This is a genomic window from Streptomyces sp. NPDC005791, assembly GCF_042871485.1.
Classification (GTDB): Bacteria; Actinomycetota; Actinomycetes; order Streptomycetales; family Streptomycetaceae; genus Streptomyces.
Map to the genome: position 1 here is coordinate 265,032 of NZ_JBIAIP010000002.1, position 14,132 is coordinate 279,163.

General features: G+C 69.4%; 15 protein-coding genes and 1 pseudogene. 7 read left to right on the forward strand and 9 right to left on the reverse strand.

Annotated features, from left to right (window positions below):
* Positions 1-38: 38 nt before the first annotated feature.
* Positions 39-863, forward strand: coding sequence for an MBL fold metallo-hydrolase (locus ACFYSH_RS05490; protein ID WP_388750999.1), 825 nt, complete (start codon positions 39-41; stop codon positions 861-863).
* Between the two features lie 512 nt (positions 864-1,375).
* On the opposite strand, the gene ACFYSH_RS05495 is transcribed toward ACFYSH_RS05490, so the two are convergent.
* Positions 1,376-1,852, reverse strand: a complete 477-nt coding sequence (locus tag ACFYSH_RS05495) for an ATP-binding protein (RefSeq protein WP_388751001.1) — start codon at positions 1,850-1,852, stop codon at positions 1,376-1,378.
* A 307-nt stretch (positions 1,853-2,159) separates the two neighbouring features.
* Here ACFYSH_RS05495 and ACFYSH_RS05500 point away from each other — a divergent pair, with 307 nt between their 5' ends.
* Positions 2,160-3,014, forward strand: coding sequence for a helix-turn-helix domain-containing protein (locus tag ACFYSH_RS05500; RefSeq protein ID WP_388751003.1), 855 nt, complete (start codon positions 2,160-2,162; stop codon positions 3,012-3,014).
* A gap of 30 nt (positions 3,015-3,044) precedes the next feature.
* A complete protein-coding gene (locus ACFYSH_RS05505; protein WP_388751260.1) occupies positions 3,045-3,227 on the forward strand; it encodes a DUF397 domain-containing protein in 183 nt (60 codons plus the stop codon).
* 663 nt (positions 3,228-3,890) lie between these two features.
* Here ACFYSH_RS05505 and ACFYSH_RS05510 read toward each other — a convergent pair.
* Positions 3,891-4,331: a hypothetical protein gene (locus ACFYSH_RS05510; RefSeq protein ID WP_388751005.1), complete on the reverse strand. Its 441-nt coding sequence runs from the start codon at positions 4,329-4,331 to the stop codon at positions 3,891-3,893.
* Between the two features lie 219 nt (positions 4,332-4,550).
* Between ACFYSH_RS05510 and ACFYSH_RS05515 the strand changes: the two genes are divergently transcribed.
* Entirely contained in the window at positions 4,551-5,354 is an 804-nt protein-coding gene (locus ACFYSH_RS05515; protein WP_388751007.1) for a hypothetical protein, read from the forward strand.
* A gap of 11 nt (positions 5,355-5,365) precedes the next feature.
* On the opposite strand, the gene ACFYSH_RS05520 is transcribed toward ACFYSH_RS05515, so the two are convergent.
* From ACFYSH_RS05520 to mnmA, 3 genes are all read right to left on the reverse strand, one after another.
* A complete protein-coding gene (locus ACFYSH_RS05520) occupies positions 5,366-5,548 on the reverse strand; it encodes a hypothetical protein (RefSeq protein ID WP_388751009.1) in 183 nt (60 codons plus the stop codon).
* Positions 5,549-5,807: 259 nt separating this feature from the next.
* Positions 5,808-6,995, reverse strand: a complete 1,188-nt coding sequence (locus ACFYSH_RS05525; RefSeq protein ID WP_388751011.1) for an ATP/GTP-binding protein — start codon at positions 6,993-6,995, stop codon at positions 5,808-5,810.
* Positions 6,996-7,193: 198 nt separating this feature from the next.
* Complete coding sequence (mnmA, locus tag ACFYSH_RS05530) at positions 7,194-8,324, reverse strand: tRNA 2-thiouridine(34) synthase MnmA (RefSeq protein ID WP_359469986.1); 1,131 nt, start codon at positions 8,322-8,324, stop codon at positions 7,194-7,196.
* Positions 8,325-8,385: 61 nt separating this feature from the next.
* Between mnmA and ACFYSH_RS05535 the strand changes: the two genes are divergently transcribed.
* Positions 8,386-9,090, forward strand: coding sequence for a peptidoglycan recognition family protein (locus ACFYSH_RS05535; RefSeq protein WP_359469983.1), 705 nt, complete (start codon positions 8,386-8,388; stop codon positions 9,088-9,090).
* Here the strand turns inward: ACFYSH_RS05535 and ACFYSH_RS05540 are convergent.
* Positions 9,083-10,252, reverse strand: coding sequence for a cysteine desulfurase family protein (locus ACFYSH_RS05540; RefSeq protein ID WP_359469980.1), 1,170 nt, complete (start codon positions 10,250-10,252; stop codon positions 9,083-9,085). The genes ACFYSH_RS05535 and ACFYSH_RS05540 overlap by 8 nt on opposite strands.
* 106 nt (positions 10,253-10,358) lie before the next feature.
* Entirely contained in the window at positions 10,359-12,149 is a 1,791-nt protein-coding gene (locus ACFYSH_RS05545; protein WP_359470094.1) for a serine/threonine-protein kinase, read from the reverse strand.
* Positions 12,150-12,298: 149 nt separating this feature from the next.
* On the opposite strand from ACFYSH_RS05545, the pseudogene ACFYSH_RS05550 reads away from it, so the two are divergent.
* A pseudogene (locus tag ACFYSH_RS05550) lies at positions 12,299-12,896 on the forward strand (TetR/AcrR family transcriptional regulator).
* A gap of 14 nt (positions 12,897-12,910) precedes the next feature.
* Here the strand turns inward: ACFYSH_RS05550 and ACFYSH_RS05555 are convergent.
* Entirely contained in the window at positions 12,911-13,201 is a 291-nt protein-coding gene (locus ACFYSH_RS05555; RefSeq protein ID WP_388751014.1) for a DUF4190 domain-containing protein, read from the reverse strand.
* 16 nt (positions 13,202-13,217) lie between these two features.
* A complete protein-coding gene (locus ACFYSH_RS05560) occupies positions 13,218-13,373 on the reverse strand; it encodes a hypothetical protein (protein WP_359469975.1) in 156 nt (51 codons plus the stop codon).
* A gap of 105 nt (positions 13,374-13,478) precedes the next feature.
* Between ACFYSH_RS05560 and ACFYSH_RS05565 the strand changes: the two genes are divergently transcribed.
* Positions 13,479-14,120, forward strand: a complete 642-nt coding sequence (locus ACFYSH_RS05565) for a TetR family transcriptional regulator (protein WP_388751016.1) — start codon at positions 13,479-13,481, stop codon at positions 14,118-14,120.
* The last annotated feature ends 12 nt before the right edge of the window (positions 14,121-14,132 follow it).

The following is a 14,132-nucleotide window of genomic DNA, read 5'->3' on the forward strand; positions in this document are numbered from 1 at the left end:
CGGACCGCTGATGTCGTGGGGGGGCGAGGAGGCCTCACATGTTGACCTACCGGTCGGGACGGGACGTCACCGTCCTCAACGACTTCCTGCCAGTCCCCGGAATCGGTTTCCTGACGGTGAACGCGTTCGTGCTGCACGCCGCCGAGCCCGTCGTCGTCGACACCGGGCTCAGCCTGCCCGACCGGTGCTTCATGGACGCGCTCGGTTCCACGCTCGACGTCGGCGACGTGCGGTGGATATGGCTGACCCATCCGGACCGGGACCACACCGGGGCCCTTTTCGATCTTCTCGCCGCCGCCCCCGAGGCCCGGGTGGTGACCACCTTCCTGGGCGCGGGAATCCTGTCGACCGAGCGCCCGCTGCCGATGGACCGTGTCCACCTCCTCAATCCCGGGCAGAGCCTCGACGTGGGCGACCGGACGCTGGTCGGTTTCCGGCCGCCGCTCTTCGACAACCCGGCGACCGTGGGATTCTTCGACACCGCCACGGACACGTGCTTCAGCTCGGACTGCTTCGGAGCGCCCATGCCCAGCGAGTCCCTCGCCGTCTGCGACGACGTGGCGGCCGTTCCGGCCGACGACCTCCGGGCAGCTCAGCTCCTGTGGGCGACGGTCGACAGCCCCTGGGTGCACATGATCGACCCCGTGGCCTTCCTCGGCTCGGCCGGACCACTGCGCGCGATGAAGCCCGAGCGCATCTTCAGCACCCATCTGCCGCCCTCCACGGGGCGCGGACCGGAGTTCCTGGACATGCTCGCCGCCGCACCGGGGGCCGACCCCTTCGTCGGACCGGACCAGCGCGGGCTGGAGGAGATGCTGGCCGGGTTCGAGCCCGCGGCCACCGCCGTACCTACCGCGACGTAGCCGTCGGCCGGCACCGGTAGGGAGCCCGGGGCCGGCATCAGTGACCGGTCCGGGAGCCCCTTGCGCAGGCGCTCGGTTGCCCGCGACGCCGCCACCTCGGCGCCCGAATCCCGGCGCCGTGCCCTGGACTCGTGCGAGGAGGTGATCCAGCTGGGCATCGGACAGCCAGGGGCTTCCCGTCGCGCCCCGGGTCGATCCGGGCCCCTGCCGAAGCAGGGCAGGACGGCAGGGTGGGCGGGGGCTGCCCGGTTCCTGCGCCCTCGTCAGAGCCGGATGCCGCCTCAGCCATGGCAGGCCGGCAGGAACTCCAGGCCCTCCGGCGTCCCATAGGTGAAGACCGCCTTGTACGCCCGCACGACGTCGCACCCTTTGTCCATCCACTGAACAGCGAACGCGCTCCAGATCACGAGGGCAATGACGAGGACCCACCTCGACCCCTTTGGCATGCACTCGGCATTCCGCTCTCCGTGACGGAATAAACCATGCCGCCTTCCGGGGCTCAGGGAAGGCCGTCAGGTCGTGAGCGCCAACTCGAACCAGATGGTCTTCCCGCCGGACCCCAGCTCCCCTTCTCCTATGGCACAACCGCCCCAACGGTCGGCGACAAGTTCAAGGATGTTCAGCCCTCGCCCGGCCTCGGCGTCCGGCCCGACGACCGGTGTGTACGGCTTGGGCAGGTCAGGGCTGAGGTCCCAGACACTGACCCTGAGCACCGGGTGCCGCCACTGGAGCCGTACGCCGGCGGGGCCTCGGGTGTGCCGCACGGAGTTGGTGGTCAGCTCGGAGGTCAGCAGCTCGGCGCGGTAGCTGAGTTCGGCGAGTTCGTGTGCGTCGAGGATGGCCCGGAGGGTGGTGCGTGCGATGCAGGGGCCGCGCGGGTCACGGGGGAAGGAGAGTTCGTAGCTCCAGGGGTCGGCGAACGGGATGGGAGCGGGGTGGTGGTCCTCGTACGGGCTGTACGGGGTGTGGAGCGCGGATTCGGTCCTCACGGGCACCTCCTGGGGTGCGTGCGAGCGGATGGAAGCGGGCGTGCGCCAGGGTGGTTGAGGGGCTGTGCTGCGCGCGACGGTGGCAATGCCGATCCGGGCCTGCCTCCCGGGGGGGGGGGGGGGGGCAGGGTGGATCGGTGCGCTTCCGTCAGCAACGGTGAGTGAGTGGCGCTCATCAAAGAGTAAGGGCTGATCCCATAACGGTGCTACCAAGTCACTCCGAAGGGTTAAGTTGCCGGTTTCGGTGGACCGTGGCGCTTCCGCTGGAAAAACTGAGCGCGGCCCCAGCAGAGAACGAGGACGACACATGGCACCACGACATGCCCCAACCATCCTTCAGCGCCGGTTCGGCATCGAGTTGAGACGACTCCGGGAGGCCGCCGGCATGACAGCCCCGGAGGCTGCGGGTTTGCTGGGGACAGACCGGACAGTCATCTCCAACGTGGAGGCCGGGCGGTTCGGTATCAGCGAGGAGCGCCTGCGGCGCCTGAGCAGCATCTACGAATGCGACGAGCCGGAACTGATCGACGCACTGGCCGCGCTGACAGGTGGCCGTAAGACGGGCTGGTGGGAGGAGTACCGGGGCAAGATCCCGCCGGGCTTTCTGGACGTGTCAGCCCTGGAGCACTACGCGGTCCGCCTGCGTACGGTCCAGACGGCACATTTGCCTGGCCTGTTCCACACGGAGGACCACGCGCGCGCCATCTTCGAACTCCTCGTCCCGTCCCTACCCCGTCTCGAAGTCGAACTACGGGTGGCGCACCGACTTGCACGCCAGTCCGTGGTCACGGGTGAACACGCGGTCCCATACTCAGGCGTGATCCACGAAGCGGCGATCAGGATGCAGCTCGGAGGCCGCAGCGCTGCGCGCGCCCAGTTGCTGCACCTCCTGGATGCCAGCGAGCGCACTACCGTAACGCTCCAGGTCATCCCGTTCGCAGCGGGTGGATACCCCCTCCTAGGCGACTCCTCCGTCCTGTACGCGGAGGCTCCCAACCCTCACCTGGACACAGTTCACATGGACTCACCGACCGGGGCGGTGTTCATCGACTCCCCCACACAGCTGGCCAACTTCCGTACCAGGCTGGACTTGGTCGAGAAGGTGGCGTTGACTCCCTCCAAGTCCAGAGACTTCATCCACTCCGTCGTCAAGGAGCTGTAAGCGGTGTCTCACGCCCCCGACCTGCACTGGGTGAAGTCGTCGTTCTCCGATGCAGGCGGGAACAACTGCGTCGAAGTCGCCGCAATGCAGCGCGATCTGGTGGCGATCCGCGAGAGCGATAGCCCGACTGCCCTCCTGGTGACAAGTCGGGCTGCGTTGGGGGCCCTCGTGCAAGAGCTCAAGTTGGGCGACTTCACGTCTCCGCCCGCGTAGCACTGCTCTCGATCAGGCTCCGACAAGGGGTTTCGGCCAAGCAGGGCGTGCCACTATCCGCCGCTGGGCGCATCAGGTCTGCATTCAGAATTCCGGCGGCACAGGCGCTGGTCAAGCCCTATGGAGCCTGCGGGAATTGCAGCGTGCGGCGACTCCTTAGCCGTTTTACTGGGCGGACCCCGCTGAGCCGTAGACGCATAACCCCTCATCAAGTCGAGTCGCGTTTCACTTGGTTGCACGCAGCCTCAACGGTGCTCAGGCCGGGCGTCAAGGCCGCTCAGGGGCTGTGCGCAACCGCGTGCAACTTCGTGGACCGGTGCCGCCCACGGTCTCGCGTCGCGTTCCGTGGACGATGTGAAGACGACGATGGCGGCCCCGGCTCACCTGACGGCCCCTCTGGAACCGCCGAAGCCAAGTGACCAGGGTTGTCCGGGCCGCGTACCAGTACATCCTGCACCGCATCACCGCACACCCGGACACCGAGGTCTCGTTCGAAGCCGAGTGCTTGTGGTGCGACTGGCAGGCGACACCGTCGACCGACTCGGAGTCGGTCGACGTCGAGTGCATGAGCCATACCGGGCGGAGCGGCCACAAGCCGTTCCGGCGATCCGGACGTCGTTCGCGTTGGCCGTCCGGGCGGAATGATGTCGGTGGCAGGGGTGCCTACAGGTTGCGGGCGTAGACCTTGGTCGCCTCATTGATTAATGCGACCAAGGCCTCAAGGTGCCAGGAATGCACGTTGTTCCAATCCTTGATGTGAGGACTGATGTCGACACCAAGGCCGGAGAGGGCTTCTACCTTCTGCCTGAGCTGGTCGATGGCCGCCCGGTGACGCTCGAACAGCTCACGCCCGAAGGTGGCGCTGAGCGTATGGGTGCGTACAGCCTCGTTCGCGAAGGGCAGAGCCTTCTTTAGTTCGGAGTGTCCGCGGCGGACCCTCTTCCGCTCGGCCTCCTTGGCTGCGACGTCTGCGGTCAACTGCCGTTGGGCCTTCGCGGCCTGTGCCTCAACTTCCTGGTCAAGCTTCGCGTGACGGATCGCCAGCTTCTTGCGGCGGTCGGTCTTGCGTACTCTTCGACGACGTCGCGGAGGTCGTCCAGCCATGCGAGCACGGCCCCTTTGGCCGCGATGCGCCAGGCCGTGATCATCCCTCCGAGAAACCCGAACGCAACCCCAACGAGCAGCTCGACCCTCACGGCACCCCCTACATATCCGTGTCTGCATGGCGACAGTGTGTAGCTGGTGCTTTGGCTGAGGTGTAGCGTGCTTCAACGCGCCTGGATTGCAGCGGCGTTGTCGGTGGTGGATGCCAGAATGCTCTGTATGGGTGAACCGCTGTCGCTGGCCGACATCATGGAGAAGAACCCGATCGACCAGTTGGGGGAGCAGTGGTTGGCCGCTGCTGCCACCCTGCTCTACCAGCAGGGTGATACCGAAGCTGCGATCGCTGCAGCTGACGTCCTTGTGATCGACGTGGCCTTGTGGAGCTCCGGGGACTACGAGTCCGACGGGTACAAGGTCTTCTTCACGGTGGAACCGCACCTCGTTGAGCAGTTCACGGAAGACGTCGTGAAGCGCCTTGAAGGCGGTATGAACGCTGTCGTGCCCAGGCGGGTTTCAGCCTACGTTCAGTCGATCGAAGTCGGCCCGGTGATCCCGGTCCCCAGTGCGGACTGGCGCAAGCAGTTGCGGTCCGCCAATGGCCCCACGCCGACAAACCAGGCTCGGAAGGCCCGTCTTGAGCCCGAGGATCAGCACCCAATCGAAGATGACCTGCACTTCACGAACGAGTGGGAGTACGGCCTCTACCGGGTACTCAAAGCGCGTCAGGCGGCCTTGCCGGACAACGAAACCATCGGGATCATGCCGTTGGGCAAGATGCGGCTGCTTGGGTCTACACGAGAGCCTGACTTCTTGATCACTTACAAGGGACGTGCAGGCGTCATTGAGGTGGACGGTCCCCACCATGGGAAGCCTGGCAGGGCGTCAAGCGACCACAGCAGGGACAACCTGATGCTCCACGCCGGGGTGGAATGGGTCAGCCGTCTGGACGTGCAGGACGTGAACACGAAGGCCGAAGTCGAGAAGTTCGTAGACAATTTCCTCGCGAGGCTCACGCGACGGTAGCGGCGCGGTGCTCAGCCGCGTTCGTGGGCTTCCTGTACTGCGATCACCCGGGCCATGAGCCTGACGGCCTGGGTGTGCGCTTCAGCGCCGACGGGGGAGCCCCATTTGAGGCCGGGCACCATGTCGGTCAGACGGCTCAGGCCGTCCCGGTCCATGCGGGTGACGTCGATGTCGTCGACTGCCGTGATCACCACGGGCTTTCGGGTAGAGATTAGGATACTTTTCAGCCTATTGGCTCGTTCGGTCCGAACCTAGGGATCGCACGCTTCAATATGGATCACGCGTGCGAGGCAGGCGAGGCGCCCCGTGGGACACCCGCCACCGGGAAGCAACCGGAATCATCAGGTACCGCTGAAAGCTATCTGTACAGGTCGGCGAGGGTAGGTAAGGGGTGCCGCCGGTGAGCAGCAACCTCCGATAAGTATTGGTCCTACTGCTGCCCGCCCCACGTACTCACGCTGTTGCCTTCTCCTCCTGCCAGGACAGTTCGCGGGCGATCTCCCCCGCACTGACTCGGGGCACACCGCCGTACCGGCCGCGCAGATAGCCGCGCTCCAGGTTCTCGCCGTCCTTCGGGTGCGCGGCGGACAGCGGATACACCTCCGTCGCGCCCGACCGGTCCTTGGCCGCGATCCAGACCTGGTCCCGGCCGAGCGGCCGGTCCAGCACCTCGCTGCCCAGCAGGGTGGCGTCGTGCGTCGTGAAGATCAGCTGTGCGTTCCGTGGGTTGGCCTTCGGGTCCTGGAAGATCCGTACGACCTCTGCCGCCAGCGTCGGGTGCAGGCTGGAGTCCAGCTCGTCCACGAGCAGCACCGCCCCCTTGTCGAGCACCGTGAGCATCGGCCCGAGGAAGGCGAACCAGGCGTGCGTACCGAAGGACTCCTCGGTGAGGAAGTCCAGCGAGGTCTCGGTTCCGTCCGCTGTACGATGCCGCAGCTTGACAGCACCGGACTCCTGGTCGATGTCCATGCCGGTGACACCGAGGTCGGCAACAGCCAGCAAGTTCATGACGCGCTCGCGGTACCCCTCGTTCGCGCTCTGCTCGATGAGCTCCTGCGTCCATCTGGTCCGGTGCTCGACGTCCGCGCCGGGTGTCACGAGCCACAGGTTGTCCAGGAACCACCGGTGCAGCGCAGAAAGCTGGGGGTCGTTCAGTGTGGCGGCGGTGGACAGGAACAGGGCGTCGGGGCGGGTGAGCGCCACCAGGTCCTCGCGGCGGCCCTTGAACCCATCGCCCTCGAAGACGAACTCCCCGCCTTCCGTCTTGGGGCGCCCTGCCTCCCGGTCGAACCAGATCTCGCGTCTGCCCTGCGGGTAGGCGTGCAGCCACTCGGCCTCGACGCGCTCGTCCGAGAGCTCGAACCCGTAGGTGAACCGGGTGCGGCTGCGTCCCAGGGTGAGGTCCACCTCGTAGAGGCTGGTCTCCTCCGCGAAAGCGGGGGCGAGCTTGAACGGCTTCCGGGGCACCCCAGGCGACTTCGCCCAGTCGGCGAACGAGGTACGGACTGCGGCGCGCATGTCACGCAGGGCGCTGAGCATGTTGCTCTTGCCTGCCGCGTTGGCGCCGAATACGCCCAGCACGGGCAGCGCCGAGACTTCTTGCTCCACGTGGCGCAGCCCGGTCGGGCGGCCACCGCTCACACCGGGTTCCGAGCCAATCAGCGACAGCTCGCACTCATCGCGGATCGAGCGGTGATTGGCCACCCGGAAACGCAGTAGCACCCTCGGCCTCCCGAAAGGACGGGGAGGCTGGCCCCGTCGCACGTACACCGCATGCGGACGATCCGCACGTGCAGCCTATGACGCCGGCACCGGCCGTGCCAGCCCCGCCCCCGGCCGTCAGCCGGCAGCCGCCTTCTCCCGCCGCACCGTCGTCGCGATGGTCGCCGAGCCGACGACCCGCGTCCCGTCGTACAGCACGACCGCCTGGCCGGGTGCCACGCCCCGCACCGGCTCCGTGAAGGTGACGGACAGGGTGCCGTCCACGAGCTCCGCCGTCACCTCCGTCTCGCCGCCGTGGGCGCGGAGCTGGGCGGTGTACGTGCCGGGGCCGGACGGGGCGGTGCCGCACCAGCGGGGCTTGATCGCGGTGAGGGCCGTGACGTCGAGGGCTTCCACCGGGCCGACCGTCACCGTGTTGTTCACCGGCGAGATGTCCAGGACGTAGCGCGGCTTGCCGTCCGGGGCGGGGTGGCCGATGCGCAGGCCCTTGCGCTGGCCGATGGTGAAGCCGAAGGCGCCCTCGTGGGTGCCCACCTTCGTACCGGACTCGTCGACGATGTCGCCCTCCGCCGGGCCACCGAGGCGGCCGGCCAGGAAGCCCTGGGTGTCGCCGTCGGCGATGAAGCAGATGTCGTGGCTGTCGGGCTTCTTGGCGACCGCGAGGCCCCTGCGCTCGGCCTCGGCCCGGATCTCGTCCTTGGTGGTGAGGGTGTCGCCGAGCGGGAACATCGCGTGGGCGAGCTGCTTCTCGTCCAGTACGCCGAGGACGTAGCTCTGGTCCTTGGCCATGTCCGAGGCGCGGTGCAGCTCCCGGCTGCCGTCCTCGGCGAGTACGACGGTGGCGTAGTGACCGGTGCACACGGCGTCGAACCCGAGCGCGAGCGCCTTGTCGAGCAGCGCGGCGAACTTGATCTTCTCGTTGCAGCGCAGGCAGGGGTTGGGGGTGCGCCCGGCCTCGTACTCCGCGACGAAGTCGTCCACGACGTCCTCACGGAAGCGTTCCGCCAGGTCCCAGACGTAGAACGGGATACCGATGACGTCCGCCGCGCGGCGGGCGTCCCGGGAGTCCTCGATGGTGCAACAGCCGCGCGCGCCCGTGCGGAAGGACTGCGGGTTCGCGGAGAGGGCGAGGTGCACACCGGTCACGTCGTGGCCTGCCTCGGCGGCTCGGGCGGCGGCGACGGCGGAGTCGACTCCGCCCGACATGGCGGCGAGCACACGGAGGGGGCGCTGGGAGGTCTGAGTCATAGCTTCACCAGAGTACGGGGCTCCGGGAACCGAATGCTCGCGGATAAGCGTTGAGGAGCACATGGGGAACAACGGGAGTGCCGGATCGTCGGGTAAAGGCCCTGGTCGCGGCATCAGCCGACGCACGCTGCTGATCGGTGGCGGGGTCGCGGCGGCAGGTACGGCCGCTTTTGCCACGGAGGAGATCCGGCGCGTCTGGTGGCGGGTGCCGGGCGTGGAGAAGCCCCGCAAGGCGGGCGAGCTGGACTATGCCCCGGCGAGCTGGGTCGCGGCCTCCGAGGCGAACTGGCGGCGCGCCGACCGGCCCGACGACTTCGGCGTGGACCGGGTGATCATCCACGTCACCCAGGGCAGCTTCGCCAGCGCGGTCCGCGTGTTCCAGGACCCCGCGCACCAGGCGGCGACGCATTACATCGTCGGGCAGAACGGACGCGTGACCCAGATGATCCGGGAGCTCGACGTGGCGTACCACGCGGGCAACCGCTCGTTCAACGAGCGCAGCGTCGGTATCGAGCACGAGGGCTTCGTCGACCGCCCGCAGGACTTCACGGCGAAGATGTACGAGTCCTCGGCGCTGCTGACGGCCGAGATATGCAGGCGGCACGGCATCCCGGTGGACCGCGAGCACATCATCGGGCACGTCGAGGTGCCCGGCACGGACCACACCGATCCCGGGCCGCACTGGGACTGGCCGCGCTACATGGAGCTGGTGCGCGCCGCGTCCACGCCGCGGGCCGAGGCGACCGAGGGGGCGCGGGCTAGCTGAGCCCTGCCATCCTGGCCCGGTCGACGGCCGGCCCGATGGCCCGTGCGACCTTCTCCACGTCCTGCCGGGTCGAGGTGTGGCCGAGCGAGAAGCGCAGGGTGCCCCGCGCCAGCGCGGGGTCGGTGCCGGTGGCCAGCAGCACATGGCTGGGCTGGGCGACGCCGGCGGTGCACGCCGACCCTGTGGAGCATTCGATGCCCTGGGCGTCGAGCAGCAGCAGGAGGGAGTCACCCTCGCAGCCGGGGAAGGTGAAGTGCGCGTTGGCGGGCAGCCGCCCGCCGGGGGCCGGGTCGCCGCCGAGGAGGGCGTCGGGCACGGCCTCCAGCACGGCCTCGGCCAGCTGGTCACGGAGTGCGCCGATCTCGCGGGCGAAGCCCTCGCGCCCGTCGGCGGCGTGCCGTCCGGCCACGGCGAACGCGGCCACGGCGGGCACGTCGAGCGTGCCGGAGCGCACATGTCGCTCCTGGCCACCGCCGTGCAGGACGGGCACGGGGGTGTGGTCACGGCCGAGCAGCAGCGCGCCGATGCCGAACGGGCCGCCGATCTTGTGCGCGCTGACGGTCATGGCTGCCAGCCCGGAAGCGGCGAAGCCGACCTCCAGCTGACCGAACGCCTGCACCGCGTCGGCGTGCATCGGGACACCGAACTCGCTCGCCACCTCGGCCAGTTCACGTATCGGCATGATCGTGCCGATCTCGTTGTTGGCCCACATCACCGTCACCAGGGCGACGTCGTCGGGGTTGCGGGCCAGCGCCTCGCGCAGCGCCTCCGGGTGCACACGTCCGTACGCGTCGACCGGGAGGTATTCGACGGTGGCGCCCTCGTGCTCGGCGAGCCAGTCCACGGCGTCGAGGACGGCGTGGTGCTCCACGGGGCTGGCGAGGACCCGGGTGCGCCGGGGGTCGGCGTCGCGGCGGGCCCAGTAGAGCCCCTTCACGGCGAGGTTGTCGGCCTCGGTACCGCCGGAGGTCAGGACCACCTCGCTGGGGCGTGCGCCGAGCGCGTCGGCGAGGGTCTCTCTGGACTCCTCGACGGTACGGCGGGCCCGGCGCCCGGCAGCGTGCAGGGAGGACGCGTTGCCGGTGACGGCGAGCTGCGTGGTCATCGCCGCGATCGCCTCCGGAAGCATCGGCGTGGTCGCGGCGTGGTCGAGGTAGGCCATGGTGGAGACGATTCTACGAGCCTGCGGCGCGGCCCGTGCCGTGGGCGGCGCCCGGCGCATCAGGTCCCGGCGCGCGGCGCCGGAAAGGAACCTCGTCCGGCCGGGTTCAGAACGCCGTCCAGCGCTGGGACGCCTTTCCCGAGCAGCGGGTCGTCGTGACGCCCCCGTTCGCCGAGTCGAGACAGCCCCCGGTGCCGAGGCTCACGAGGCTGCCCCCCGCCCCCGTGCGCCAACGGCGGAGTTCGGACTCGTTGCAGGAGAGCATCAGGGTCCCCCCGTTGAGGATGCCCGCGTTCAGGCACGACCTTCCCGACTCGTGGGCGAGCTGGAAGGATCCGTCGGACAGGGGCAGGACGGTCCAGGAGGAGCCCGCGCCGCCGCAGTCACCCGTGTACGCCGCGCCGCTGGACCGGGCGACGAGACACGTGCCGGTCTCGCCGTTGCGATAGCGGTGGGTGCCGGAGGGTGTGGTGGTGTCCCCGGAGCCGGATCCTCCGGCGGCACCGGGACCTTCCGAGGCACTCGACCCGCTGGAGGCACCGGAGCCGGCGGACGTGTGGGAGCCGCCGGAACCGTCCGAGTCGGCTCGGGACCCGCCCCCCGCGTCTCCCGCTCCCGGGGCGGGAGAGGGAGCGGCGTCCTTCGTCGCGTCTCCTCCCCCGGCCCCCTTGTCCTTCTCCCTGTCCGTCGGCGACCTACTCGGTGACGCCGAGCCGGACGGGCTCGCGCCGCCCGGCGGGGAGGCGGTGGGTACGGCCGGGGCGGTGGCCGGAATCGTCGGCCCGGCGGCCGCACGGTCGTCCGGCCCGAAGGTGTGGGGCAGGAGCTGGACGGCGAGTGTCGCTCCGCCCAGCGTCACGACGACGGGGACGACGGCGAAGAAGACCCGGGTACGCCGCCGGCGCTCCCGGGGCTTCGGGCGGGCCTTCCCACCGAGGGGCAGCGTCTCCACGGACACGGGGTCCGGCAGCTCCAGCTCCTGGACGTGCGCCGCGAAGGCGGCCTTCTCCGCGAGGTTCCCGCTGATGGACTCCGGCCAGAGGGGCGCGGCGAACGGCCCGTGCTCCTCCGCTTGCCGCACCAGCCCGGACGCCGTGGGCCGGGCCCCGGCGTCCTTGGCGAGACAAGCGGCGACGACGTCGGCAAGGGCGGGGTCCAGCGCGCGCACCGCATCGAGGTCGGGCTCCTCGTGCACGATGCGGTACAGCACGGCGGGGCCGGACTCCTCGCCGAAGGGCGGGCTGCCGCCGGCCGCGTACGCGATGACCGAGCCCAGTGCGAACACATCGGCGGCGCCGGTCAGATCCCGCCGGGTCGTGGCTTGTTCGGGAGCCATGTAGGCCGGGGTGCCGACGACCATGCCGCTTCTGGTCAGCTGGCTCTGCTCGGTGGCCCGGGCCACGCCGAAGTCGATGACTGTGGCGCCCTCGACCGTCAGCATGACGTTGGACGGCTTGAGGTCCCGGTGCACCATGCCCAGCTCGTGCACCGGAACCAGCCCCGCGGCGGCCTCGCGCAGCAGGAGCCACAGGGTGTCGGCGGGCAACGGGCCCTTGTGCAGTTCGAGGGCCTTGCTCAGGGTGAGTCCGGGAACGTACGCCGTCGCCAGCCAGGGGGGCCGCGCCTCACGGTCGCTGGCGAGCAGAGGCGCGGTGGCCGCCGCGGGGAGCTGGGAGAGGTTGTCCAGCTCGTGCCCGAAGCGGCGTACGAAGTCCTGGTCCTCGCCGGCGATCGAGGGCAGCACCTGCTTGACGGCGACGTACCGGCCCTCGTGGACGCCGAGGAACACGCGGCCCATCCCACCGGAGCCGAGCCGGCCCGCGAGCGGGATGCCGCCGATCTGTCGTGGGTCATCCGCTTCCAGCGGCTTGGCCCCACTGCCCGTCAGGTCGAACACACCCACACCGACTCCCCGTGACACACCATGGTCCGTTCCAGGGGAAGTCTGACCAGTGGAAACTGGCCGCGGAAGCACATTCTAGAAATTCACTCCAGAAGTTCACCGCGGCAGAGCCCCGCCTCAGGAACCACAGGGACGGTCACCCGATGAGCCCCAAGCAGCATCGCGGCGAAGTCACTTCCGATCTGCTGCTGGACGCCGCACTGCGCGTGTTCGTCGCGTCGGGCGAGCGGGGTCTCACGGTCGACGCCGTCATCCGGACCAGTGGCGTCAGCCTGGGCGGCCTGTACCACCACTTCGGCAGTCTCGACGGCCTCATCGGCGCACTCAGCCACCGCTGGCTGGACCGGCTGCTGGGCGAGCTGGCGCAAGCCCTCCAGGACGCGGACAGCGCCCGGTCGGGCATCGCCGCCGCCGTGCGGGCCTATCTGACCTTCGTCCAGGAGCACCGCGGGCCCGCCCTGCTCCTGCACTCACCGCTCTCCGACCGCAGGGGCATGGCGCGCGGCAGGGAGTTCCGTGACGCCCAGGAGGCCAGGGTCTCGGAGCTGGCGCTCTGGATCCGGCTCCACATCGATTCCGGCGAGCTCGCCCCGCTCCCCGCACCGCTGATCGATGGAGTCCGTCGTCCTGGGCCCCGTCGTCGCCGTGGCCCGCCGGTCGCTGTCCGGCATCGACGACGTGGCTCTCGACGAGGCCGCGCTCCTCCTGCCGGAGCGGATCTGGCGTTCGGTCCGCGCCTGAGGACGCGGTCGGCGTCAGCCCGTCAGGCTCCAGGAGACGGTGCCGTTCCCGGTGACCAGCACGGCGAGAACGACCAGGTCGGCGACGCCGAGGGCCAGTCCGAGCAGGGCGCGGCCCCAGCGGGCGGTGGAGCGGGCGAGAGCGACGACCGCCATGACGACGGCGGCCGGGCCGAGCAGGATGTTCATCACCAGGAGGCCGAGCAGTCCGAGCACGAACGAGGCCACGGCGAGCCCGTCGGCCTCCCGGGTCACGGAGGCGCCCCCCTGAGCGGTGCGGGCCGTGCGTGCGGTGGTGAGCGTCATGATGCGGCTCCCTTCGTCAGCGGATGCGGCGGGCGAGGCGTTCACGGGCGCTGAAGACCGTGAGCCAGAGACCGATCACGGCTGCGGCGACCAGGGTCACGGGGAGCGGCAGGTGCACGACCGCTCCCAGGACGACCCCCAGCAGGAGCAGGGCGGCTACGAGGACGAACATGTCCGGGCCTTTCTGCGAGCTTTGAGAGCACGACTGTTCACTGACTTACGAGCCTAACCCCTTCAGCGCTGGCGAAACTCGGAGAACGATTGTTTACTGAATGGCATGAGTCACACCACCGGCATCCGCCAGGCCCAGAAACTGAGGACGCGTCAGGCACTGCTCGACGCGGCCCTGGAACTGCTGGAGCACCAGAGCCTGAGCAGCCTGGGCCTGCGTGAGGTGACACGGGCCGTGGGTGTGACCCCGACCGCCTTCTACCGCCACTTCGACGGCACGGCGGCACTGGGCGTCGCACTCGTCGAGGAGACCCTGGGAAGCCTGCACGGCATGATCGCCGCGATCCTCGCCGACACCGGTGACAGCGGGGAACGGCTCGACCGCGGCGTCGGCCTGATAACCCGCCACGTCACCGCGCAGCCCGCCCACTTCCGCTTCATCGCCCGCGAACAGCACGGCGGCGTGCGGCAGGTGCGCGAGGCCATCGCCGGCCAGCTACGCGGTTTCGCCGAGGAGGTCGCTCATGCCCTCGGCGAGGAAGCGGAATCGGCGGGCTGGAACCAGGAGGACCTCTTGATGCTGGGCGGGCTGTACGTCGATCACATGGTGCTGACCGCGTCGGCACTGCTGGACGCCGGACCGGAAGGAGAACAGGAGGTCGTCCGGGTGGCGCGGCGGCGGCTGCGCCTGGTCACGCTGGGCCGGGCCCACTGGCTGGACGGTCCGGCCGTAGGGTCGGTGTCATGAGCGACTGGACCC

Coding starts and splice junctions, on each gene's coding strand:
- ACFYSH_RS05490 (WP_388750999.1), top strand. CDS start 39: ATGTTGACCTACCGGTCGGGACGGGACGTCACCGTCCTCAACGACTTC.
- ACFYSH_RS05500 (WP_388751003.1), top strand. CDS start 2,160: ATGGCACCACGACATGCCCCAACCATCCTTCAGCGCCGGTTCGGCATC.
- ACFYSH_RS05510 (WP_388751005.1), bottom strand. CDS start 4,331: ATGGCTGGACGACCTCCGCGACGTCGTCGAAGAGTACGCAAGACCGAC.
- ACFYSH_RS05515 (WP_388751007.1), top strand. CDS start 4,551: ATGGGTGAACCGCTGTCGCTGGCCGACATCATGGAGAAGAACCCGATC.
- mnmA (WP_359469986.1), bottom strand. CDS start 8,324: ATGACTCAGACCTCCCAGCGCCCCCTCCGTGTGCTCGCCGCCATGTCG.
- ACFYSH_RS05535 (WP_359469983.1), top strand. CDS start 8,386: ATGGGGAACAACGGGAGTGCCGGATCGTCGGGTAAAGGCCCTGGTCGC.
- ACFYSH_RS05540 (WP_359469980.1), bottom strand. CDS start 10,252: ATGGCCTACCTCGACCACGCCGCGACCACGCCGATGCTTCCGGAGGCG.
- ACFYSH_RS05555 (WP_388751014.1), bottom strand. CDS start 13,201: ATGACGCTCACCACCGCACGCACGGCCCGCACCGCTCAGGGGGGCGCC.
- ACFYSH_RS05560 (WP_359469975.1), bottom strand. CDS start 13,373: ATGTTCGTCCTCGTAGCCGCCCTGCTCCTGCTGGGGGTCGTCCTGGGA.
- ACFYSH_RS05565 (WP_388751016.1), top strand. CDS start 13,479: ATGAGTCACACCACCGGCATCCGCCAGGCCCAGAAACTGAGGACGCGT.